General features: G+C 47.3%; 18 protein-coding genes. 5 read left to right on the forward strand and 13 right to left on the reverse strand.

Features of this window, described 5'->3' with window-relative positions:
- Positions 1-67 precede the first annotated feature (67 nt).
- From hpt to tgt, 12 genes are all read right to left on the reverse strand, one after another.
- Positions 68-604, reverse strand: a complete 537-nt coding sequence (hpt, locus tag F3I09_RS02375) for a hypoxanthine phosphoribosyltransferase (protein ID WP_149693433.1) — start codon at positions 602-604, stop codon at positions 68-70.
- A 19-nt stretch (positions 605-623) separates the two neighbouring features.
- Positions 624-2,420 carry a glucosaminidase domain-containing protein gene (locus F3I09_RS02380; RefSeq protein WP_149693434.1) on the reverse strand — a complete coding sequence of 599 codons (1,797 nt, stop codon included), beginning with the start codon at positions 2,418-2,420 and terminating at the stop codon, positions 624-626.
- A gap of 39 nt (positions 2,421-2,459) precedes the next feature.
- Entirely contained in the window at positions 2,460-3,104 is a 645-nt protein-coding gene (locus tag F3I09_RS02385; protein ID WP_149693435.1) for an O-methyltransferase, read from the reverse strand.
- A gap of 34 nt (positions 3,105-3,138) precedes the next feature.
- On the reverse strand, positions 3,139-3,837 hold the full coding sequence (locus F3I09_RS02390; protein ID WP_223233107.1) for a TIGR00730 family Rossman fold protein: 699 nt from the start codon (positions 3,835-3,837) through the stop codon (positions 3,139-3,141).
- Between the two features lie 746 nt (positions 3,838-4,583).
- A complete protein-coding gene (locus F3I09_RS02395; RefSeq protein ID WP_149693436.1) occupies positions 4,584-5,165 on the reverse strand; it encodes a hypothetical protein in 582 nt (193 codons plus the stop codon).
- A 27-nt stretch (positions 5,166-5,192) separates the two neighbouring features.
- A complete protein-coding gene (locus F3I09_RS02400) occupies positions 5,193-6,599 on the reverse strand; it encodes an FAD-binding oxidoreductase (RefSeq protein ID WP_149693437.1) in 1,407 nt (468 codons plus the stop codon).
- A gap of 27 nt (positions 6,600-6,626) precedes the next feature.
- Positions 6,627-7,649: a PorP/SprF family type IX secretion system membrane protein gene (locus tag F3I09_RS02405; protein WP_149693438.1), complete on the reverse strand. Its 1,023-nt coding sequence runs from the start codon at positions 7,647-7,649 to the stop codon at positions 6,627-6,629.
- 4 nt (positions 7,650-7,653) lie between these two features.
- The gene (locus tag F3I09_RS02410) at positions 7,654-11,355 is read right to left on the reverse strand and encodes a PKD domain-containing protein (RefSeq protein WP_188133654.1); all 3,702 of its coding nucleotides are present in this window, start codon (positions 11,353-11,355) and stop codon (positions 7,654-7,656) included.
- Positions 11,356-11,583: 228 nt separating this feature from the next.
- The gene (recG, locus tag F3I09_RS02415) at positions 11,584-13,695 is read right to left on the reverse strand and encodes an ATP-dependent DNA helicase RecG (protein WP_149693440.1); all 2,112 of its coding nucleotides are present in this window, start codon (positions 13,693-13,695) and stop codon (positions 11,584-11,586) included.
- Between the two features lie 152 nt (positions 13,696-13,847).
- Entirely contained in the window at positions 13,848-15,167 is a 1,320-nt protein-coding gene (locus tag F3I09_RS02420; RefSeq protein WP_149693441.1) for a citrate (Si)-synthase, eukaryotic, read from the reverse strand.
- A gap of 197 nt (positions 15,168-15,364) precedes the next feature.
- Positions 15,365-16,444, reverse strand: a complete 1,080-nt coding sequence (locus tag F3I09_RS02425; RefSeq protein WP_149693442.1) for an LptF/LptG family permease — start codon at positions 16,442-16,444, stop codon at positions 15,365-15,367.
- A 22-nt stretch (positions 16,445-16,466) separates the two neighbouring features.
- The gene (gene tgt, locus F3I09_RS02430; protein WP_149693443.1) at positions 16,467-17,597 is read right to left on the reverse strand and encodes a tRNA guanosine(34) transglycosylase Tgt; all 1,131 of its coding nucleotides are present in this window, start codon (positions 17,595-17,597) and stop codon (positions 16,467-16,469) included.
- 196 nt (positions 17,598-17,793) lie between these two features.
- On the opposite strand from tgt, the gene F3I09_RS02435 reads away from it, so the two are divergent.
- The 5 genes from F3I09_RS02435 (at position 17,794) to F3I09_RS02455 (ending at position 21,001) form a co-directional block, all read left to right on the forward strand.
- On the forward strand, positions 17,794-18,927 hold the full coding sequence (locus F3I09_RS02435; protein WP_149693444.1) for a glycosyltransferase: 1,134 nt from the start codon (positions 17,794-17,796) through the stop codon (positions 18,925-18,927).
- Positions 18,928-19,030: 103 nt separating this feature from the next.
- Complete coding sequence (gene rsmG / locus F3I09_RS02440; RefSeq protein WP_149693445.1) at positions 19,031-19,654, forward strand: 16S rRNA (guanine(527)-N(7))-methyltransferase RsmG; 624 nt, start codon at positions 19,031-19,033, stop codon at positions 19,652-19,654.
- 134 nt (positions 19,655-19,788) lie between these two features.
- Entirely contained in the window at positions 19,789-20,346 is a 558-nt protein-coding gene (locus tag F3I09_RS02445) for an RNA polymerase sigma factor (protein WP_149693446.1), read from the forward strand.
- An 11-nt stretch (positions 20,347-20,357) separates the two neighbouring features.
- Entirely contained in the window at positions 20,358-20,753 is a 396-nt protein-coding gene (locus F3I09_RS02450) for a hypothetical protein (RefSeq protein ID WP_188133655.1), read from the forward strand.
- Positions 20,753-21,001, forward strand: a complete 249-nt coding sequence (locus F3I09_RS02455; protein ID WP_223233108.1) for a hypothetical protein — start codon at positions 20,753-20,755, stop codon at positions 20,999-21,001. The genes F3I09_RS02450 and F3I09_RS02455 overlap by 1 nt, the downstream gene beginning before the upstream one ends.
- A gap of 167 nt (positions 21,002-21,168) precedes the next feature.
- On the opposite strand, the gene F3I09_RS02460 is transcribed toward F3I09_RS02455, so the two are convergent.
- A complete protein-coding gene (locus F3I09_RS02460) occupies positions 21,169-23,055 on the reverse strand; it encodes a M1 family metallopeptidase (RefSeq protein ID WP_149693447.1) in 1,887 nt (628 codons plus the stop codon).
- Positions 23,056-23,094: the final 39 nt, after the last annotated feature.

Consider the following 23,094-nt stretch of genomic DNA (forward strand, 5'->3'; position numbering starts at 1 on the left):
AATGCCCGGATACAAATAACCCCGGGACATGCGATTGCATTACCCGGGGCCATATAATTACGTTCTATTATTCCACCAGTTTATATATCTCCGGCAGGTTCCGTCCCAGACCATCATAATCCAATCCATAACCCAGCAGGAATTTATTGGGAACTGAAAAACCGAGATAATCAATCTTAATCGGATACTGCATTGCCTCTGGCTTAGTAAGCAGGGCTGCGACCATTAGTTTTTTAGGCTGCTGATGTTCCAGCTGTGGCAGGAACTGGCTCAGGGTCTTGCCGGTATCCACGATGTCTTCCAGGATAACCACTGTACGGCCATAGAGGTCTTCGTCGAGACCAATGGCCTGCACTACATTACCGGTGGATTTCATCCCCTTGTAAGAGGCCAGTTTGATGAAAGATATTTCAGCCTCAATGGTGAGGTACTTGAAAATATCTGCAGCAAACATAAAGGAGCCATTCAGAATAGCGATGAATAAAGGCTTTTCTCCTTTCAGATCATTATTGAGTGCAGTAGCCAGTTCCTTTATGCGCTCCTGTAATTTTTCAGCACTGATGTATGGCTCAAACTTTTTATCATGTACCTGGATAACAGACATGCGATTCCGATTTATGTGATTAGATTTTACCGACCAAAAGCCGTTGTCCTATTTTGATGTCAAAATTTTCCAGATGATTCCATTGCTGTAACTGCTCTACCGTTACGTTGTAACGTTTCGCAATGGCATACAGTGTTTCTTTCGTCTGTACTTCGTGATATAATGAGTTGCCGTCCCTGATAGGGCCTCCCTTTCCTGCTGAAGCGTCAGCAGGTTGAGACGGCGCCCCTGCAGGTTGCGCAGGAGATGTTGTTACTACAGGCGCCGCTGGTTCCTCAGATGCAGGCGCTGGTTGCGCCGGTGCTGCTGGTTGGGTACCTGATGGCTGTGTAGTAGCGGGTGCTGGTTTGGAAGAGTATACAGGTTGCGAAGACGCTGGCGCTGATTGCGCCGGTGCTGCTGGCTGTGTACCTGATGGCTGCGTAGTAGCGGGTGCTGGTTTGGAAGAGTATACAGGTTGCGAAGACGCTGGCGCTGATTGCGCCGGTGCTGCTGGCTGTGTACCTGATGGCTGCGTAGTAGCTGGTTTGGAAGAATACACAGGTTGCGAAGATGCCGGCGGTGTAGCAGGTTTTGATGCTGCAGGAGTACTCTGCGCGGCGCCACCACCTGTAGGCTTCACCTCCCCTATCTTCTTCAGGTCATCCACCATACCCGGAGGCAGATTATTCTGCTGGGCCGGTGCATTGCTCTGTTGTTGCTGTGCAGCATTCTGCTCCGCTATTTCCTGTTGTCTTTCCATTTCTGTTCTGACATCTTCCACGATCTGTCCGGGATTAAGATCCCCTTCTGTAGGATCTTCTACCGGCGCATTTTTCGCGAGGCCGGGCGTTTTATTAGCATAACCTGCCAGCGCCAGCCGCTCCCCTACTTCGGGTTCCTGGCCTTCCTTCATTTTATTACGACGGCGTAACCAGCGGAGCTGGATACCTTCCGACTGGGCAATGTCATACATCGTCTCTCCGGCAGCCACTGTATGGTAGTCATTCTTACCTGATTTGCCCTTCTTCTGCAGGAAGATGAAAGTTTCTTTCGGTAATGGATCATCGTTCGGCAGGTCATTATAGTGAACCAGGTTACGTAGTTTGATATCCCGCTGATCGGCTATCTGTATCAATGAGGTGCCCGCAGGTACCAGTATGACCTTACGGTCATTGATCTGGAACACGCCTTTAGGCGCATTGGCTTTGGTGATACCGGATGATTTACCAGTGCCTGCAACAGGCGTTTTAACTGGTTTGGACGCCACCACTTCATCTCCTGTTTTGGCGTTGCCGGTTCCTGCCCTGGTCACGCCCTCTCCTTCCAGCGTATACTGCTGCAGGTTGTAGTCTTCGATTAGTTTGATGAGCTGCTGCGGATAAGTATTACTAGTAGCATATCCGGCCTGTTTCAGGCCATAGGCCCATGATTTATAGTCTTCTTCCTGGAATTGGAAGAGGAATGCATAACGGGGATTATTCCGCAGAAAGTCTGAGTGATCCTTATAGGAATCAGCTGCGGAAGGGTATTTGCGGAAGCATTCCTGGCGGGCATCATCATCATACCTGACACTTTCGCCAGTCCAGTTATTCTTACATTTTATGCCGAAATGGTTGTTGGAGTTTTGCACCAGCCAGCTGCCACCCGACTGCGTTTCCAGGATGCCCTGCGCCAGCTTGATGGATGCTGGTACACCGCTACGCTGCATTTCAGTAATGGCGATATCCTTGTACTTTGCAATATACTGCTGGGTAATCAGCAATTGTTGTGCTTTCAGCATGGGCATGCAGCCAAACAGGAAGCTACACACTAAAACAGATCTCCTTAGTTGCATGTATGTTGAATTTAATGGGTGTGGTTCGTTGTAAGTGGCTCAGCTTATCTTTCTGATGATCATCAGGCCATCCCTGAGCGTCAGCAATAACTGTTCCGCTCTGCCATCAGCTGCTACCTTTTCGCAGAAACTGATCATTGCTTTGGCATTGTTACTTTGTCTTGATGGTTCCAGTAGTGTCTCTCCATGAAAGAGTACATTATCCGCCAGTATAAATCCCCCCGGACGTATCTTCTCCCAGACCAGATCATAGTAGTGCTCATAACCTGTTTTATCTGCATCGATAAATACCAGGTCAAATACTTCATCCAGCCGGGTTATAATATCTGCAGCCTTACCGATATGCATTTTTATCTTTCCGGATAATCCTGCTTCTGTGAAATAGCGCTGGCATATCTCTTCTCTTTCCTCGTTGATGTCGATGGTGTGTAATACACCTCCCTCCTTTAGTCCCTGCGCCAGGCATATAGCCGAGTAACCCGTATACGTCCCGATCTCCAGTACCTTTGCTGGTTGCAGCATATGGCTCACCAGGCTCAGGAACTGTCCCTGCAGCTGGCCACTTAACATATGCGGCTGTTCCACCTTCAGGTATGTTTCCCGGTGTAACCGCTTCAACACATCTGTTTCAGGACTTGTATACTTTTCTGCAAACGCTTCTACAGCAGCAGGAATTATATCCATGTTGTAAATTTTTGCAAAAATATGGCAATAAATCCTAGAAGTTGGGGCGCAACTTGTTCGTTGTGTAGAATACCCTGAAATATTCCACGACTTCATCGGCTGTATCAAACAACTTTAACAGGCCCAGATCTTCCGGAGAAATATTGCTTTCCTTCTCCATCATAGTGCTGCGGATCCACTCCAGCAGCCCGCTCCAATACTCCTTACCAACCAGTACCATCGGGGTTTCTGTCATTTTCTTGGTCTGGATAAGGGTGGCTACTTCAAAGAATTCATCCATGGTACCGAAGCCTCCGGGCATCATAACAAAGCCCTGGGAATATTTTGTGAACATCACTTTACGCACAAAGAAGTAGTCAAAGTGCATGTTCTTGTCATGGTCAATGTATGAGTTGGGGTTCTGTTCATGTGGCAGTGAGATATTCACACCCACTGATTTCCCATTTACTTCCTGCGCCCCTCTGTTGGCTGCTTCCATTACACCCGGACCACCACCGGTGATGATACCAAAACCTTCATCCGCCAGCCGTTTGGCGATGTCGTGTGCTAATTCATAGTACCTGCTTCCGGGTTTAGTACGTGCAGAACCGAATATAGAGATACAGGGGCCCATTTTTGCGAGAGATTCAAAGCCATCCACGAACTCGGCCATGATCTTGAATATCTGCCAGCTGGAATGTGCTTTTGTTTCTGTCCAGTCTCTCTCCTTCAAATGCATTAAACGATCGTTCATTACTGAGAGTTGTTTGTTCTATAATTGGCTAAAATACTGAAAAACTGCCGGGAATATGACAGCAAATATAAAGCAGCAGGACATTTAAGACACAGATCAGTCCCCCTTCATTCGGATTGAGCGTATACGGATGGCCGCAACTACAAAAGATTGCTGAAGCCCGTGAGACAACAAGTCTTAAAAAGAAGCAGGTAACTTGAAAGAAACCCGCTTAACATTTAACACGTTATGAACATGTAGTTGCCGTTGTTTGACATACCACATAATTTTTATCCATAGCTGGCCATAACGCATAACGTTCAATGCTTTTTTCTTTTCCAAGTTAGTAGTAGTGTAATAACTGCTGCCTGCATGTACAGGCAAGTAAACAGTACAGTGTTTTCATATAACGTGGTTTAGTTTTCACCTCATTGGCCTTGAGGGGGGCCAATTTTTAATTAAAATACAGATAATCTTTGTTAATTCCTAACATGATAAAAACAATTGGGAATTAACAATTAATGCTGCCGGGTTACGCGGGAAAACATACTGTATAAATACGCAGGCACCAGGGAAGCTTGTCGCAATGCGCGCTATCCTGTATCCTGGTTACGCCCGGCTATCAGCGAAGTAGCAGACGGTCAGGGATGGAAACTGCGGGCCCATACTTTAACCGCACGCTAACTGCGAAAAAAAGACAAGGGATCAGGTATTAAAGGATATGATTTCCTTTAGTACCTGATCCCCTTCATTAGCTAATTTCTTTCTTACAGCCCGATGGTTGCGCCCACACGCAATATCAGACCATTCTGATAGGGTGATTTGCTGTCCTGCAACACATCATACAAAGCCATAATACTGAATGCTGCATTGCCGCCAATAGGCTGCGTATAACCACCGCCCATCAGCAGGCTGCTTACGCCATAACTATCCTTGACAACCGTTTTCGGATCAGTATCGTAGTACGTGCTTTTCAGATTGATGTGATTATATTCCGGCTGGATGTGTATAAACAGGAAATCCATCGGATATACACGCCCCCATACACCACCACCAAAAATGCTGTACTGGTTGCGCTGACCGGTATTACCATAGTAATCACGGAAACGCTCAGACCCGTATTGCGCATTGATGGCCAGACCGGCTGCAAATAACTGGGAAATACGATAACCCACCATCGGGGATATATTGATATTAGTATAATCTCCGAATGCCAGACCAAGGGAACCGCCAATAATGAGGCGGGAGGCATCAAATTCTTTCTTCCTGGTTGTATCTGTTTTGTAATACTGTGCATGTACCAGTTGTACAGCTGTCAGCAGTAAAAAACACAACAATAAACGTTTCATATTACTGTCCTTTTAAATGGTTTATCATCAATCAAAAATCTTCCCCCTGTTCAGTATATTGGATGGATCGAACACCTGCTTGATCTGCCGCATCAGCTGCATTGAGGTGTTGTCAAATATCACATCCATATAACTTTTCTGTACCAGGCCTATGCCATGTTCTCCGCTGATGGTTCCTCCCAGTTGTTTCACCAGCAGGAAGATCTCGCGAATACCTTCTTTCAGTGTTCCATTCCATTGCTCTTCCGTCAGCTCTCCCCGGATGATATTCACATGCAGGTTGCCATCGCCAGCATGTCCGTAACACACAGAATGGAAACCATATTTACGTCCTATGTCTTTTACACCTTTCAGCAATACCGGCAGTTCTGCCCTTGGCACCACGGTATCTTCCTCTTTATAAACAGAATTAGCCTTTACCGCTTCTGCCACCCGGCGGCGTAATTTCCAGAGTTCTTCTTTCTGCTGATGATCTTCTGCAAAGAGGATCTCTCCACAATCGAATGTTGTCACCACACCTGCAATCCCCTCCATTTCCTGCATCAGTACCTCGGAATAGTTCCCATCCACTTCTATCAGGAGGTGGGCCTGCACATCATCTTCTATTTTGACAGTGCTGCTGTCCACGTACTTACTCACCCAATCCAGCGCATCCCTCTCCATAAATTCCATGGCAGAAGGCGTGAAGCCGGCACGGAAGATAGCGCTTACCGCAGCACAGGCATTTTCAGCGGACCGGAAAGGCACCAGCATTAACAGGTTGAACTTAGGCAATGGGATCAGGCGGAGCACGATCTTGGTAACAATACCCAGCGTCCCCTCACTGCCCACTACCAGCTGCGTCAGGTTGTAGCCGGTGGCATTTTTCAGCACATTAGCCCCTGTCCAGATCACATCCCCGGAGGGAAGCACCATTTCCAGGTTCAGTACGTAGTCTTTCACCACCCCATATTTAACAGCTTTAGGCCCTCCGGAGTTCTCTGCAATATTCCCCCCGATAAAGCAGGAGCCTCTGCTGCTGGGGTCGGGAGGATAGAATAAGCCTTTTTCTTTTACGGCATCCTGCAATACCTCGGTGATCACACCGGGTTCTGTGGTCACCTGCAGGTTTCTTTCGTCCAGGTCCAGGATCCGGTTGAACCGCTCCATAGAGATCAGTACACCACCCCACTGAGGTAATGCACCACCGCTCAGACCTGTACCACCGCCGCGGGGAGTGACCGGCAGACCTTCCTGCTGGCACAACCGCATAATGCGGCTCAGTTGTTCTGTAGTATCAGGTTTCAACACCACCTCAGGGAGGTAGTGCAAATCTTCTGTTTCATCATGTGCGTAGTTGTCCAGGCTTTCTGAGTCAACTATCACATGTGCTGCCCCTACTATCTCACGAAAAGCTTCGAGATGACGGGTATTTACTTTCGCAAAATCGATCATGTAACAAAAATAGGAAAAAGCATCCTGTTAAAAAGAAGGACAAATAACAGACCTTCTGGCGCCTGTAAAACTGCGGTTGGGATACAATCCGGTATAAACAATACCAATCTCATAAGCACCACGGCGGTTATTAAACTGTCCCAGCGACGATGTGGTTACGTCATAACTGAACATGATCTTCACCCTGTTCAGCTGATATCCCACCAGGAATACCGCCGCATCGTTCAAACGGTAATAGGCGCCGCCATACAACTGTGTTCCTCCGTCGCCGGAAAGGTTGTAGGCAAGGTTTCCGCCAACCACAGTCTCCGTAGCACGTGCCTGCCTGGCATAATAGCCGGAAGGATTCGCTATCACCCTGTCACTCAGCTTAAAGCTTCCATTCAGGAAAGCGATATACCGGCGTGCGATCTCATTATTTCCATCGAAAAATGTTTCCCTCGGTGTATTGATATGTTGCGCCGATACGCCGACATTAAGGTAAATATTGTCTGTCGGGAAATAGGCATAGTTCATCCCTACCTGCATATCAAAGTAGGAGACCTTTGTCTGATTGAAAGGCTCTGCAGTAGGCACCTGGGCGTCAAAGAACTTACCATTCCACTGATCGCCGAAAGTCAGCTTTGTCACATCCACTCTTTTACTGGCAGATCCTACGTTGAAGCCCAGCGATAACAGGCTGCTCTGTCCCAGCAACTGGTGATAGGCGATAGATGCATATGCTTTGGTGGAGGTCAGGTTACCACTGCCTGCCACATCCCTTAATATTACACCTCCTAAACCCAACCAGCCGTATTCAAGCCTGTCGCGAAATAACTGGAAGTCTCCAAATGCCGACATGGTCTTATAGGGAACCGGGATACTGGCCCACTGGTTACGGTAATTGATGCCGATACGGTAATTACCATCCGGAATGAAGCCTGTATTTGCAGGGTTTGTAAGGAGCGGTGAATTGAAGTACTGTGAGAAATGCATATCCTGTGCACTTCCTTCAAATGCTGCGGTTAACAACATTATACAACCTGCGATGTGTTTAAAAATCTGCTTCATATCATCATCTTAACAAGGTTACGCTTCCATTCTTGGTAGCTGTGGTACCGTCACTAAACTGTACGTTGATCACATATGCATAGGCGTCCATCGCTTGTACTGCACCCTTGTAGCTTCCATCCCATCCTATCAATGCACTATTTGTTTCAAACACCATCTGGCCCCAGCGGTTATAGATCTTCATATTAAACTTTTCGATACCAAATCCTTTTACCAGGAATACATCATTTACACCATCTCTGTTCGGAGAGAACGCGGATGGGATATCAAACAGCGGTATTACGATAGCACTCACCTGCTTGTGGGCCGTATCCGTACAACCCGCGCTGTTTGAGGATATAAGATATACATCAAATATGCCGGTCTTATTGTACTGATGCACCGGATTCGTTTGCGGAGAACCATCTCCGTCACCAAATTCCCACAGGAAGCTGACAGCATCCGGAGAGGACTGGTTGGTGAATGTGATAGGCGTATTTTCTACCGGTTTCGTTGGCGCATAAATAAAGTCGGCTGTTGGCGGTGGGAATACATTGATCACCATGGTGGTGTCATCTGTTTTGTTACAGGTATTGTTATCCACCACATGCAATGATACGGTATAACTACCTGCATTGGGATATACATGTACAGGACTCACTTCAGTCGAAGTATTACTACCATCACCGAAGTCCCACGTAAATGTTTCACCGCCCATAGTTGTATTCACAAAATCAATAGTAGCAGGTACACAGGTGCTGTCGGGCGCCGTGAATGAAGCCCTCACATTCTGTGCTACGCGCAATGGTACGGTATCGATATGTGGTGCGTTACAATAGTTCGTGTCGACCAGTGTCAATGTTGCGTTATAGACACCTTCTGCTGCGTAGCGGTGTGTATATGGGAAATCACCCGGTCCTACTGCCACAGGGGCTGTATTATCACCGAAACTCAATTCAAAGGAAGTAGCTGTAAAAGGTCTCGGTGGTGTCGGCGCTGTGAAATTAAACTGGTAATTCAAGTCTTCGCATGGCGGGAGACGTTGTGCCGTCATATCAAAGTCAGCCCTGTCTGTACGGATACGCAGATCCAGTGTAGCGGTATCACAACCATTACAGCTGGCAGGATCACATTTGATGAGGGTCACCCTGTAGTTGCCCGGATTGTTGTAAGTATGCTGAATAGTATCCTGCGTACCGGTTACAGGTGCGGAACCATCTCCGAAGTTCCAGGTCCAGGTCTGTGCCGGTATACGTGTGGTATCGACGAAAGTAATGGTAGCTGGTACACAGTAATTCGTTCTTCTTTCCAGCGTTTTGATACCAGCCTTTACACCATCCAGGTTGAAGGCGATCTTCAATGCCCCCAGGTTACAGTTAGGCGGCGCAGTTGTTGCATATGCACCCGGCGTAGTCGGATAACGCGGCCTGAAGTCTGTTCTGCTGGTTGGACACCATGCACAGATACCCTGGTAGATCACGCCATTGCGATCGAAACGGCTGGTACCACCATCCACGTGCTCATAAGTACCATTACCGCCAAAGTAGCTGCCAAACAGGATGTCTGTAGCATCACGCTGTAATACGAAGAAGTAAAAATCCTGGGTATCGGTAGTACGCTGTAATGGATTCTTCAGTGGTAATCCCGATGTATTGGAATTCGGATAATGCAGGTCAATATCAATACCTCCACCCCATCCGGATACGTACACGTTTTCGCAACGGTCTACCAGAAAGGCCACCGGTGAAATACTGGGCGTGGAAGCCCCTTTGCCAAAGGTAGTGGAGTATACGAATGCTGACAGGTCTGGCTGCAGTTTCGAGATAAATTGTTTTGAGTTGTTATTGTAGAAGGTAGCTGTATTAGGCGCCTGTAGCGTAGGCCAGGTGCCTTCGGTAGTACCCATGATGTATACAAACCCCTTGGAATCCAGCTGGATACCATATACCTGGTCGGCCGCCACGGTATTGGCGCCCATATAGGTGCTCTGTAACAATGTTGCGCCATCGGCACTGATATGTGCAATGAAACCATCGCATATCCCGCCTCTGTAAGCCCCATAGATAGGGTTTCCCCTGATGGGGAAGTTGTTGCTGGCAGTACCGCCGGCAACATACAATGTACCGCCGTTCAGCGCCAGTACATAAGCCGCATCTTCTTTGCTGCCGCCAATATAGCTGCCCCATAACAGGTTGGAACAGTTCTGATCTATTTTCAGTACCACGCCATCCTGAGTGCCTCCGAAAGAAGTCTGAAATGCCCCGGATGTAACGGGGAACTTATCTGAGCGGGTACAGCTGGCTACGTAGATATTACCGGTATTATCTATCACCACCTCGCTGCGGGCATCATCGCCATAGTTACGCAGCAGAACAGAAGCGCCCAGCGTCCTGTCTTCACGGATATTTACGCCATCATCAGCAGGACTTGCCACAATGATAGAACCGATGATGGCGGAACCTGTGGCATTGAGTTTGGTTACCGAGATGTCCCATCCGCCACGGTTGCCGACTACTACCGGCTGACCATTATTAGAAGCGGGACCGGGAAAATTGCCGGAGGTAGTTCTTCCTGAGATCACGAGGTTCCCGGCAGGATCTACAAAAAGGCTATGCGGTTGTTCCTTCCCGCCGCCCCCCAGGTAAGTGGCATATACCAGGTTACGGCCATTCGGAGAAAACTTACTGATACCAATGTCAAAACCACCTTCAGCATAAGTATTCTGTACAACACCTGGCGTAACAGGATATCCTACATTGAATACGATACCGCCGCCATAAAAGGCGCCTGCACCGTCATATGTAGCGGTGAAACCCCAGTTATCAGCCTGGGAACCGGATACGGTGGAAAAGATATAAGAAGGATCGATGATCAGCGGATAATTGTTGTCGTATTTACCAGATACCTTAAACTTCAGTTTCAAACCGTTCAGCACATAAGATACTTTTACGGGTATACGCTGATTGTCGATGTACTGATAAGCAAAAGGCATCTGCTCTGTAACAGTACCCACGGACGTTGTAATGATCAGCTGTTCCTTTTTGATCTCCAGTTTATCCACGCCGGTGTATTGCAACTGTATCTGGGAAGGATCAGCACCGGGTTGTACGAGGAGATCGTACTTCAGTACACCTGCTTCTGAATACACCTGCATGTCGATGCCCTGGTATAAAGCTTTGTAATTAACGAGTTGATAAGACTTTACACCGGATGCCCATTTTTTAGGATCATTACCGATGAAATAGTTGGTATAACTTTCAGACGCTTTTTCAGGAACAATTTCGGGTGTTCCGGCATTCAGGAAGGTCACTTCATATGCGTGTCCTTTTACCACGGGGAGCGGCAGCGGGGCGCTGGCGTCACCATCCACTTTTTGGGCAGCTGCATTTGCAACTCCCGCCTTCGCGTTGGCAGCGTAGCTGGGATCGGGCACCCATATAACGGAGTCCTTACCACCATGTGCATGGCCATGTATTCTTTCGGCCAGCTCGTCACGTTGTTTTTTGTCCTGTAGCAGGAATGTAAAACCTGTACGTTTCAGGAAGGCAGCTCCTCCGCCCATGTCAGTTTTATAAAGGAAATCACCGTTCCACTGTCCTTTGTTCTCAGTAAACTGCAGGGGTTTGTTGTCATAGATTTCCTGTACCTGCACCTGCGCACTGGCCGTTACGCCTGTAAAAAGCGAAAAAAGGAAAGCCAAGCAGCCTATAGGGAAAGTAAAATTCAACGGAGTAGATTTAAAATGTTTATTCCTAGTTCTTTATCACTTATATAATACGTAATAACGCAGACAGCGGTACATTTGTTACCGCAAGAACAGCGCCAATTCAATTAGTAGTATCATCCCAACGAACGCCGGCGGATATAATATAGATGGCGGAAACGGGCCGGAGTTTAAAATAAGTCAATATACCAGCTTGCCGGGGCGCATTTAAATAATAAACGTAAAAGTTACTCAGGAAATTTTACTCCACTGAGATTTTCCTTGCTGTGCGGCCAGAAACCGCTGTAAGGATTGATTTTCAGGCGTTGACAAGTCCGGGTCTTCCTGTAGTATTTTCTCCGCGCTGGCGCGGGCGGCTTCCAGTATGGGCCTGTCTTCCACAATATCAGCCAGTTTCAGGTCAAGCAACCCACTCTGGCGGGTACCTTCAATGTCGCCGGGCCCCCGCAGTTCCATATCTTTTTCAGATATTACGAAACCGTCATTTGTCTGTACCATTACCTGAATACGTTCTTTTGAATCAGCGCCTACCTTGTTGCCCGTCATGAGGATACAGAAAGACTGTTCCGCACCTCTACCCACACGTCCGCGTAACTGGTGCAGCTGGGAAAGACCAAACCTTTCGGTGCTTTCAATGACCATTACGGAAGCATTAGGCACGTTCACCCCCACTTCTATGACGGTGGTAGCTACCATGATCTGCGTATCACCTTTTACAAAACGCTGCATGTTGGTATCCTTCATTTCCACCGGCTGGCGCCCATGAACCATACTGATATAGTATTGCGGCTCGGGGAAAAATGCTTTCACTTCCTCATACCCTTTCATCAGGTTCTCATAATCCAGCGTTTCGGAATCTTCAATCAACGGATATACGATGTATGCCTGCCGGCCTTTCCGGATCTCCTCTTTGATAAAATCCATGACCTGGGGGCGCTGGAACTCTGTGCGGTGTACGGTCGTAATAGGTTTACGGCCGGGTGGCAATTCATCAATGACTGACACATCCAGGTCTCCGTATACGGTCATTGCCAGGGTACGGGGAATAGGAGTTGCCGTCATGACAAGTATATGCGGTGGTATGACGTTCTTCTCCCACAGGCGGGCACGCTGGGCTACCCCAAACCGATGTTGTTCATCAACAATCGCCATTCCCAGGTTCTTAAATACGACCTGGTTTTCAAGCAGGGCATGGGTGCCGATCAGCAGATGGATCTCTCCTTCTTCTACCGCTTTGAGGATCTGTTTACGGGCTTTTCCTTTCACATTCCCGGTAAGCAGGGCCACCTTCACCGGCATGTTTTCCAACAGGCCGGCAATGCTTTTATAGTGTTGCTGTGACAGGATCTCGGTGGGCGCCATCAGGCAGGCCTGGAAACCGTTATCTACCGCCAGCAGCATCGTAAGCAGGGCTACCATTGTTTTTCCGCTGCCCACATCGCCCTGTATGAGGCGGTTCATTTGCCTGCCGGTGGTCGTATCCTGACGGATTTCCTTCAGTACACGTTTCTGCGCCCCTGTGAGAGAGAAAGGCAGGTGATGATTGTAAAATGTGTTAAATGCTTCGCCGACGGTATTGAAGATAAAACCGTGCGACAACTGCTGCCTCCTGATCTTCAACCGGCAGATCCTGATCTGGGCCAGGAACAACTCTTCAAATTTCAGCCTGCGGCGGGCCTGGTTAGCATCATCCTCTCCGGCGGGCAGGTGTATCTTAAAATAGGCCTTTGCCCTGTCCATCAGCCGGTATTGCTGCAGGACGGGCAGGGGGATATTTTCGGGTATTTCCCCGGGAGACAATTGTTCCAGCAACGCCTTTGTGAGCTTACCGATGGCTTTGGCCGTCAGCCCCCGGGCTTTCAGTTTTTCGGTAGTATAATACACCGGTTCCAGGAATGGTTTTCCGCTGGCTATCTCTTCTGTCACCAGGTCCATTTCCGGATGGGACATCTGCAGATAACCATTGAATACCGAGATCTTCCCGAACACCAGGTAAGACACATGCAGCTGCAGTGACTTTTCCATCCATTGCCAGCCCTGGAACCATACCAGGGAGATCTCCCCGGTGTCATCCCGCAGGGTGGCCACCAGCCGTTTGGCGCGCTTATCTCCTATCACTTCCAGGCGGGTGATCTTTCCGCGGATCTGCACGTAATCCATCTGCATATGCAGACTGATGATCTTTTCCACTTTTGTGCGGTCCACATAGCGGAAAGGATAATAGTACAGCAGGTCACTGAAGGTGTGTACTCCTATTTCCTTACGCAGCAGTTCTCCCCGCTGGGGACCTACTCCCTTCAGATACTCTATCGGATTGGATAATATGGCATTCTTAAAATCCATAGACTGCGCTCCCCAGGCAGGTGAATATTCCTGGCTGCGGACATGCTATTTTGTGTTTTAAAGGTCTGGCTTTTCTCAATAAACAGGGTACAAAAATAAAAGGTAAACAGCATACACTGTTTACCTTTTGAAATATTATTGATACGTGGCGATTACTCAGCTTCTACCTTACCTTCCACGAACTGTTTCATCCATACTGTGGTAACGGATTTAGGTCTTTCCAGAGAGAAACCAAGTGCACGGTCCCAGCACAGGGAAGCCAGTACACCCAGCGCACGGGATACGCCGAACAATACGGTATAAAATTCATATTCTACCAGGCCATAGTGTACCAGCAATGCACCAGAATGTGCATCTACGTTAGGCCATGGGTTCTTAATTTTACCGAGACTTTCCAGGATCGGTGGCACGGTTTCATACACCAGCCATACGATACGTACCAGTTCATCATCAGACAGGTGTTTCTTTGCAAACTCCATCTGTGCGGTGAAACGCGGATCTGTTTTACGCAGTACAGCGTGACCATAACCAGGTACTACTTTACCTTCATTCAGGGTCTTACGTACGTATTCTTCGATCTGCTGTTTGGTAGGGATACCACCACCCAGTTCTTCACGCATATCAAGTATCCACTTGATCACTTCCTGGTTAGCCAGACCATGCAGCGGACCAGCCAGACCGTTCATACCTGCTGCAAATGACAGGTAAGCATCACTCAGTGCAGAACCTACCAGGTGAGTAGTATGTGCACTTACGTTACCACCTTCGTGGTCAGCGTGAATGGTCATGTAGAGACGCATCAGTTCTTTGAAGCCTTCATCTTCATAACCCAGCATGTGAGCAAAGTTACCGGCCCAGTCCAGGAGACCGTTCGGCTGTATATGGTTGTTGTTTTTATATTTACGACGGTAGATATATGCAGCAATACGTGGCAGACGTGCAATGAGGTCCATTGCATCATCATACATCACGCTCCAGTAATCTTTTTTATTCATGCCTTCTGCATATGCTTTCGCAAAAGCAGATTCTGTCTGCATGGCCATTACACCTACGGTGAACATGGTCATTGGGTGAGTGGTCACCGGCAGTGCATCAATAGCAGCAAAAACGTGGTTAGGCACATGAGAGCGACGTGCCCACTGGTTAGAGAGATGCTGCACATCTGCTTCTGCTGGCAGTTCTCCTATCAACATCAGGTAAAATAATCCTTCCGGCAAAGGCTCTGCGCCACCTTTAACTTTTGGCATTTTCTCCCTCAGTTCCGGAATGGAATATCCACGGAAACGGATCCCTTCGTTTGCGTCCAGTAATGATGTTTCTGTCACCAAGCCAGTTATGCCACGCATCCCCTGGTATACCTGGGCCAATGTAACATCCTCTATCTTCTTATTGCCATGGTTCTTCACGAGGTCCTTCACTTCCGCATTGAGCTCATCGGCCTTTACCTTGAATTTTTCTTTTATATACCCCATTTTAAACTGTTGATTAGGTAATGATAACAAAAAATCGGATCAATTGTCAAAAGTAATGATTTGTTGAAAACTTAGCTGCTTATAATCATGGAATTACAGGTAACCATTAATACAATAACTTTCAAACAACTGATTTCCAATATACAAATAAGTAAATATTAATGTTAAAGCAATAAATTAAAGAAATGTGAAATTTTCTATTTCGGCGCTCTCAGATACAGCCAGAAGGCCAGCCCTCCAAACAGGAAATTAGGTATCCATACTGCCAACAAGGGGTTGAGGTCTGCTTTAATAGAAAATACCGTGGAAAACTGCAGGAAGATAATGTAGCTGGCGCTGATCACTATTCCAACAGCCAGGTGTAATCCGCTTCCTCCCCTTACTTTTTTAGAAGCAATAATCCCACCAATCAGTGTAAGGATGATCACTGCCCCACTGGAGGCCGTACGCCTGTATTTTTCAACGTAGAATGTATTTAGTCCTTCGGCCCCTCTCAGCTCCTCCCTGGCAATGAACCTGTCCAGTTCGGGAGTGGTCATGGCCTCCTGGATATTCTTTTCCTCGTACATTTCCTTGGGATTCAGGGCAATTTTGATCGAAGTGTCTGATTTTGTCCACCAGTGTTCTTTCAGCCCGTTGATAGAGCGCATGGTCACATAGTCCAGTTTCCACATCCCGGCGGTAGAGTCCCAGGTTACCCTGTCGGCCTTCATCTTGAACATGATGTTTTGCCCACGCACATCTTCCAGCAGGAAGTTACCACCGCTTTTATAGTTAGGGTCATAAGATCCGAAGGTTACATAGGTAAAACTATCCACACGGATGGTCTTATCATACATATTCTGCTGGGCCTTCTGTTTATGCACATAAGTTGCTTCGAACTTGGTCCTGATCTTATTGGCAATAGGTACGGTCCACCTGTTCCCCAGCCACAACAATCCTCCGAAAAGGAGCGCTCCTACCCAGTAAGGACGTAAAAAGCGTCGGAAGCTGACCCCACTGCACAGGATGGCGATGATCTCGGTCCGGTAAGCCATCTTGGAAGTGAAGAAGATCACAGAGATGAAAATAAAGAGCGGGAACAACAATGCGGCAATATGCGGGATAAAGCCGAAGTAGTAGTCTACTACGATCGTGTAGAAAGACAGGTTGTTATTCATGAAGTCGTCTATCTTCTCCGTCACGTCTATCACTACGGAAATGATGAGGAGAACCATGAGGGAGTAAATAAAGGTACCTATGAACTTACGCAGGATGTACCAGTCTATCTTTGTCATATAACGGCAAGATAATATAAATCTAAAGTCTTTGTTTCAACTGAGGCACCATAGTATTTTTCCAGCTGGCGTAATTACCGGCCAGGATCTGTTTCCTGGCTTCTTTTACCAGTTCCAGGTAAAAAGCAATATTATGGATACTGGCCAGCTGCATCCCCAGGATCTCCCCTGCCGCAAATAAATGGCGCAGGTAGGCCTTGCTGTAGCGGTTGCTGGCAAAACAGGCGCTGTTTTCATCTACCGGGGTAAAATCGGTCGCCCATTTCTTGTTTTTGATGTTTATTACGCCGTTCCAGGTGAACAGCATACCATTACGTCCGTTACGGGTGGGCATCACACAGTCGAACATGTCCACGCCCAGGGCTATATTCTCCAGGATATTCCAGGGAGTACCTACTCCCATCAGGTAACGGGGTTTCTGTTCCGGCAGAATATCGCACACCAGTCCACACATTTCATACATATCCTGTTCCGGCTCACCTACGCTCAGGCCGCCGATGGCATTACCTGCACATTCCCTTGCCGCGATCTCCGTAGCAGAGATGGTACGCAGGTCTTTATAGGTGCTGCCCTGTACAATCGGGAATAGGGTCTGTTCATGACCGTAGACGGGTTGTGTTTCCGCCAGGCGTTTGATACAGCGGTCCAGCCAGCGGTGGGTCAGTTCCATGGACTTTTTGGCATACCGGTATTCCGAAGGGTATGGCGGGCACTCATCAAAGGCCATAATAATATCGGCCCCGATTGTCCGCTGGATGTCCATTACATTTTCAGGTGTGAACAGGTGACGGGAACCGTCGATATGTGACTGGAATACAACACCTTCCTCCTTTATTTTACGGTTTGCTGCCAGGGAAAATACCTGGTAACCGCCACTATCTGTCAGCAGGGGTCTGTCCCAGCCGTTAAATTTATGCAATCCGCCCGCCTGCGACAGCACATCCATTCCGGGACGGAGGTACAGGTGGTAGGTATTCCCCAGGATGATCTGAGCCTGCACATCTTCACGCAACTGTTCCTGCGTCACTGCCTTTACACTGCCTACGGTGCCTACCGGCATAAAAATAGGCGTTTCGATCTTCCCGTGACCTGTAGTGATCTCGCCGGCACGGGCTTTACTGTTGCTGTCTGTTGTTATCAGTTCAAAATTCATCTCGGTATCTGATTGCTTGAGGCTATTCCTGCCATTTTCAGGGGGCAAAAATAAGGGGAATTATGCAGAAACCTTCATTCGGGGCCGGGAAAGCGGCTGACGCTCCGGGAGAATATAACCGCTTCATTCTCATTTAAAAATCTTTTTTTCCACAGGCTCATACAGATAACTAAAAACGTATATATTTGTTGTTGCTATGTTGTATAACTTGGGCTTATTAGCCTTTTACGCTTTTGCTACCGTTGCAGCCATACAAATATTGTATTACCTGTTCTTCTTTTCCCGGGTAGCTTTTTATCGCCGTACCTTCGAAAATGATATCGATCCCGATATGGAGTGCTCTGTTATCATCTGTGCGAAAGATGAAGAGCTGAATCTCCAGAAGAATCTGCCGTCGGTGTTGTTACAGCGGTATCACGACAAGAAAAAGCCGGCATATGAGGTGATCGTAGTCAATGATAATTCAGAAGACGACACCAAGTATTACCTCCGCTCTATCGAACCCGGATATCCTCATTACCGCCATATCGAGATCAAACAGGCCGCCAAGTTCATCCCCGGAAAAAAATTCCCGCTCTCCATGGGCATCAGAAGTGCCAAATACGAAAATATACTGCTGACAGATGCTGACTGTAAACCGTCCAGCACCTATTGGCTGTCGCTGATGAGCCAGGGATTTACTGATGGTAAAGAGATCGTACTGGGTTACAGCCCTTACGAGAAGAAACCGGGCCTGCTGAACAAGGTGATCCGTTATGAGACCTATTTCAGTGCTTTACAATACCTTTCTTTCGCCCTCAGCGGCATCACATATATGGGCGTAGGCCGTAACCTGGCTTACAAACGTGAACTGTTCAACCGTCACAAGGGTTTTACTGCACACCATCATATTGCCTCCGGCGATGATGATCTGTTTGTCAATGCAGCCGCCAACCGTCATAATGTGGGAGTGGTGATCAACAAACAGGCATTCACTTATTCAGAACCTAAGACGACCTGGAAGAAATGGTTCCAGCAGAAGACCAGGCATATGTCAACCGGTAAACATTACCGCTTCGGCCACAAGCTGTTGCTGGGGATGTTCTCACTGACCCATTTTCTGTTCTATCCTTTACTTTTTGCAAGTATCTTCTATGAACCATTACGCATGTATACGCTGAGCATCCTGGGAGGCAAGCTGCTGCTGCAATCCATCATCTCCTTCATGGCCATGCGTAAGCTGGATGAGGCAGACCTTTTCAAGTTCAGCCTGTTCATGGATTTCTTCATGCTTTTCTATTATATCATCCTCACTCCTGCCCTGATGTTCAAGTCAAAGAACAGGTGGTAGTAACGGACTAAAGATATACCAGCGGCTGTCTCAAAAGAGGCAGCCGTTTTTTATTGGCGCATCCTCTTTACATTTGCACCAATTTACAGACCATCACTACATCATGGATATCGTACTCAAATACTTCTCAGACTTTACGGACACACAATTAGAGCAATTTAACGCGTTGGCAGGTTTGTACCAGGAATGGAATGAAAAGATCAATGTGATCTCCCGTAAAGACATTGATGCCTTGTACGAGAAACATGTGCTGCACTCTCTCAGTATTGCGGCCATTGCCGATTTCCCGGCGGGTATGCAAATACTCGACCTGGGTACCGGTGGCGGCTTCCCCGGTATTCCCCTGGCGATCTTCTTTCCGGAAGTGAAGTTCCACCTGGTGGATTCCATCGGTAAAAAGATCAAGGTGGTACAGGGTGTATCTGAAGCACTGGGCCTGAAAAACGTTACCTCCGCCCATACACGTGTGGAAGACATTAAAGACCGTAAGTTCGACATTGTGGTGTCCCGTGCGGTAGCTCCCTTAAAAGATCTGTGGCGCTGGAGCAAACCAGTGTTGAAGAAAGCCCCTGCCCATGAGCAGCAACCAGGGCTGATCTGCCTGAAAGGCGGCGATCTGACTGAGGAAATAGCGGATAGCGGCGTGCGCCCCCGCCTGACCAATATCTATAAACTGTTCCCGGAAGAATTTTTCCTGGAAAAACACATTGTTGTAGTGAATAAATAACTGAAAATCAATACCTACTCTAAAATAAGCCCGGAAATATTATAAAAATTGCGTAAACTGTAAAATATCCATTCTGTTTTTTCGTCTCCCTTAGTAAGATGAAAGAATTGCTCCTTAAAAAAACGCCTCTGGCTATGGCTGCAGAACAAAATGAGCGCATCCAGGAAACGGTGCGGCAGGAGCGCAAACGCTTACTCCATTTTATCCGGAAACGGGTGAATAATGTGGCTGACGCGGAAGATATATTACAGGACGTTTTTTACCAGTTTACAGAATATTCCCGCCTGGGTAGTCAGATAGATTCTATCACTGCCTGGCTGTTCACTGTAACCCGTAATAAGATCACCGACTGGTTCCGTAAGAAACGTGAATCCACCTTCAGCGAGCATACCCGTGAGCAGGATGGAGAGGAGACCCTGTTCCTTTCAGAAATGATAGCCGACCCGGGTGCGCTAAGTGATGCGCCCATGACCCGTAAAGTAATAGCCGAGTCTATTATGGAAGCTATTGATGAATTGCCCGGGGATCAGCGCATGGTGTTTCTGCAACATGAGATAGAAGGCAAGTCCTTTAAGGAGATGTCTGCCGAAACAGGTATATCCGTCAATACCTTATTATCCAGAAAAAGATATGCAGTGCTGTACTTACGTGAACGGCTGGCGGAACTGTACAAAGAACTTTTAAAAGATTAAAAACATTATATATGAAACGTCGTACTCCGAAGATTGTGCATGTGTTCAAGTTCCTGGTACTTGGTGCCATCTTCATTTGTTTCATTGGCTTCGCCGTACAATTTCTCTGGAACTGGCTGATACCAGACCTTTTCCACGGTCCGCTCATTACTTTCTGGCAGGCCATTGGCCTTTGCCTGCTCGGTAAGCTGATCTTCGGATGGCATGGTAATGGCAGCGGCCCATGGGGCATGCGTGCCAAACAACAATGGCGCAGGAAAATGATGGAGAGAATGGAGAATATGTCTGAAGAAGAAAGAGAGAAATTGCGTGAGAAGTTACGCCGCTGTGGTATGCCTAACCGTTGGGGAAACGAAGGCTTTTACAATGAACCAAAAGATCAACAGAAAACAGAAACAAATCTCTAATGCAAGGCTTAGCTGTAAACTATTTAACACCATTTGCCATGATAGGTATATTCAAAACCAATATAGCTACAAAGGAAGACAGGCAAAATATACTGCAGGCTATCCGTAACAGATTTGAAGTAGGTCATTGCCATGTTGACCTGGAAGACTGCGATAAAGTATTACGCATCACGGAAATGAAAGTGCAGGAAGATGATGTGATAGCGTTTGTGAAGAAACAGGGGTTTGACTGTGATGTACTGGAATAGTGCGCTTGTTTTTTTAGATAGATAGACTATTGTCATAGAGGGGCTGTTCCGTAAGGAACGGCCTTTTTGTTTGTTACCTGAAACTTAATAATGACAAGGTATGGGCACAAAAAAACAGGCTGCCTTCTTTCAAAAGCAACCTGTTCTCATCTGAAATTATTTACCTTCTATAACTTCATCACATTATTACTCTTATCCGTATCCGCCATTCTTTCACCAGGATCAATCTCGATCTTCACAATCTCACTCAACGGCATATCCACTTCCACATCGTAAGTTCTGTTTGTCCATGGCCAGTAGTCATGCACTACGCGAGGTATACTGCTGTCTTCATCAGGTTTGGAGCCAAACATCAGTGACATCGGTACATAATGCATTACTTTCTTACCATCCTTAGCGGTGATCAGCAGATCGATCGGCATTGGCATATTATCGATACGTTGCAGCCTTACGATAGTCTTTCCATTGTTTTCAAATGCAGTATCAATACCATAATCAATATGCTTGGTAGTATATACAAAGTATTGCTTGTACCAATCCAGTTGTATACCACTTTCTTTCTCCATCACGCGGATGAAATCATTCACATTCGGATGTTTGAAACGCCATTCCCAATAATATCTCAAAAGCCCTCTGTCACGCGTGGAAGCACCAATGATATAACCCAGCTGCTCCAGGAATACAGCGCCTTTTGAATATGCCGACTGGCTGTAACCATAGTTGCTGTTATAGTGATCGGAGTGTGTACTTAAAGGTTCTTCAAAACCACTTCTTACCAGTGAGAAATAACCATTGTATGAACCTGTCTGGGGAGAAGGAGTTCTCAGGGAGTCCAATGTATGATACACAACATTGTTTTCTGCGAAAGTAGTGAACCCTTCATCCATCCATGGATAGAGGCTTTCATTTGTCCCCAGCATGCCCTGATACCAGGTATGCATCCATTCATGTGCAGCCAGACCATATAAGCCTTCTATTTTGCCATTACCCATGATCAGGGTAGCCATTGGATACTCCATACCGCCGTCTCCTCCCTGGATGAAGGAATAGCTTTTGTAGGGATAAGGACCATAATGCGTTTTGATGTACTGATATGCATCAGGGATCATTTTGGCTAATTGCGGCCAGGTATTTTTGGTCATGTCATTCTCTATGTAGAAGAAGTGAGCCGTAAAACCATCTACCTGCTGAGTGATGTGTTTATAATCAGGATCAGCTGCCCAAACAAAGTCGTGTACGTTAGGTGCTACGAAATGCCAGGTCAGTTTATCGCCTGCCGGACGCAGTACCCTGGTACCGGTCATTTCATAGCCGTATCCGATCTGGTTAGGATTCTGCAGATATCCGGTAGCTGCCACGACAAACTTTTTATCGATAGCGATCTTCACATCAAAGTCACCCCATACGCCATAGAATTCGCGGGCGATATAAGGTGTAGGATGCCATCCTTCATAATCATACTCGCACATTTTAGGATACCACTGCGCCATGGAATAATCCACACCTTCGGAGTTGTTACGGCCGCTGCGGCGGATCTGTACCGGCACCTGCGCTTCAAACTCCATATCAAACGTGGTGGTGGTATGGGGCAGGATCGGCTTAGCCAGCGGCACTTCAAGGATAGTACCGATAACGTTGTATTGCTGGCTGACGCCATCTCTTTTCAGGGAGAGTATCTTCTGATAACCTATCTGGTCGGGCTGCAGTTTGGAGATACGGTCTGTCACACGGCCATCCCAGTCACGTCTTTCATTACCGTTTTTGTCTCTGTATATCACTGTTTTTCCCAGTTCACGGCTGCGAACATCCATCATACTGTTAGGCTGGAATGCGTTCCAGTAAAGATGATAAAATACCTTAAATAGTGTGTCTGGCGAATTGTTGGTGTATTGCAGTTTCTGCTTGCCGCTAAAGCGGTGAGTAGCAACATCCATATTGATGTCCATTACATACCTGACCCTTTGCTGCCAACGGTCTGACTGAGCCGCTGTGCGTTGCCAGCCGGCAATGAGCAGGCATGCCAGCAGACATTTCGTTACTCTCGTTTGCGTCATCCTTAAGTTCTTATTTGCGTTAAATTGAGTTACGTTGAT

It is taken from the genome of Chitinophaga sp. CF418 (assembly GCF_900142925.1).
Classification (GTDB): Bacteria; Bacteroidota; Bacteroidia; order Chitinophagales; family Chitinophagaceae; genus Chitinophaga.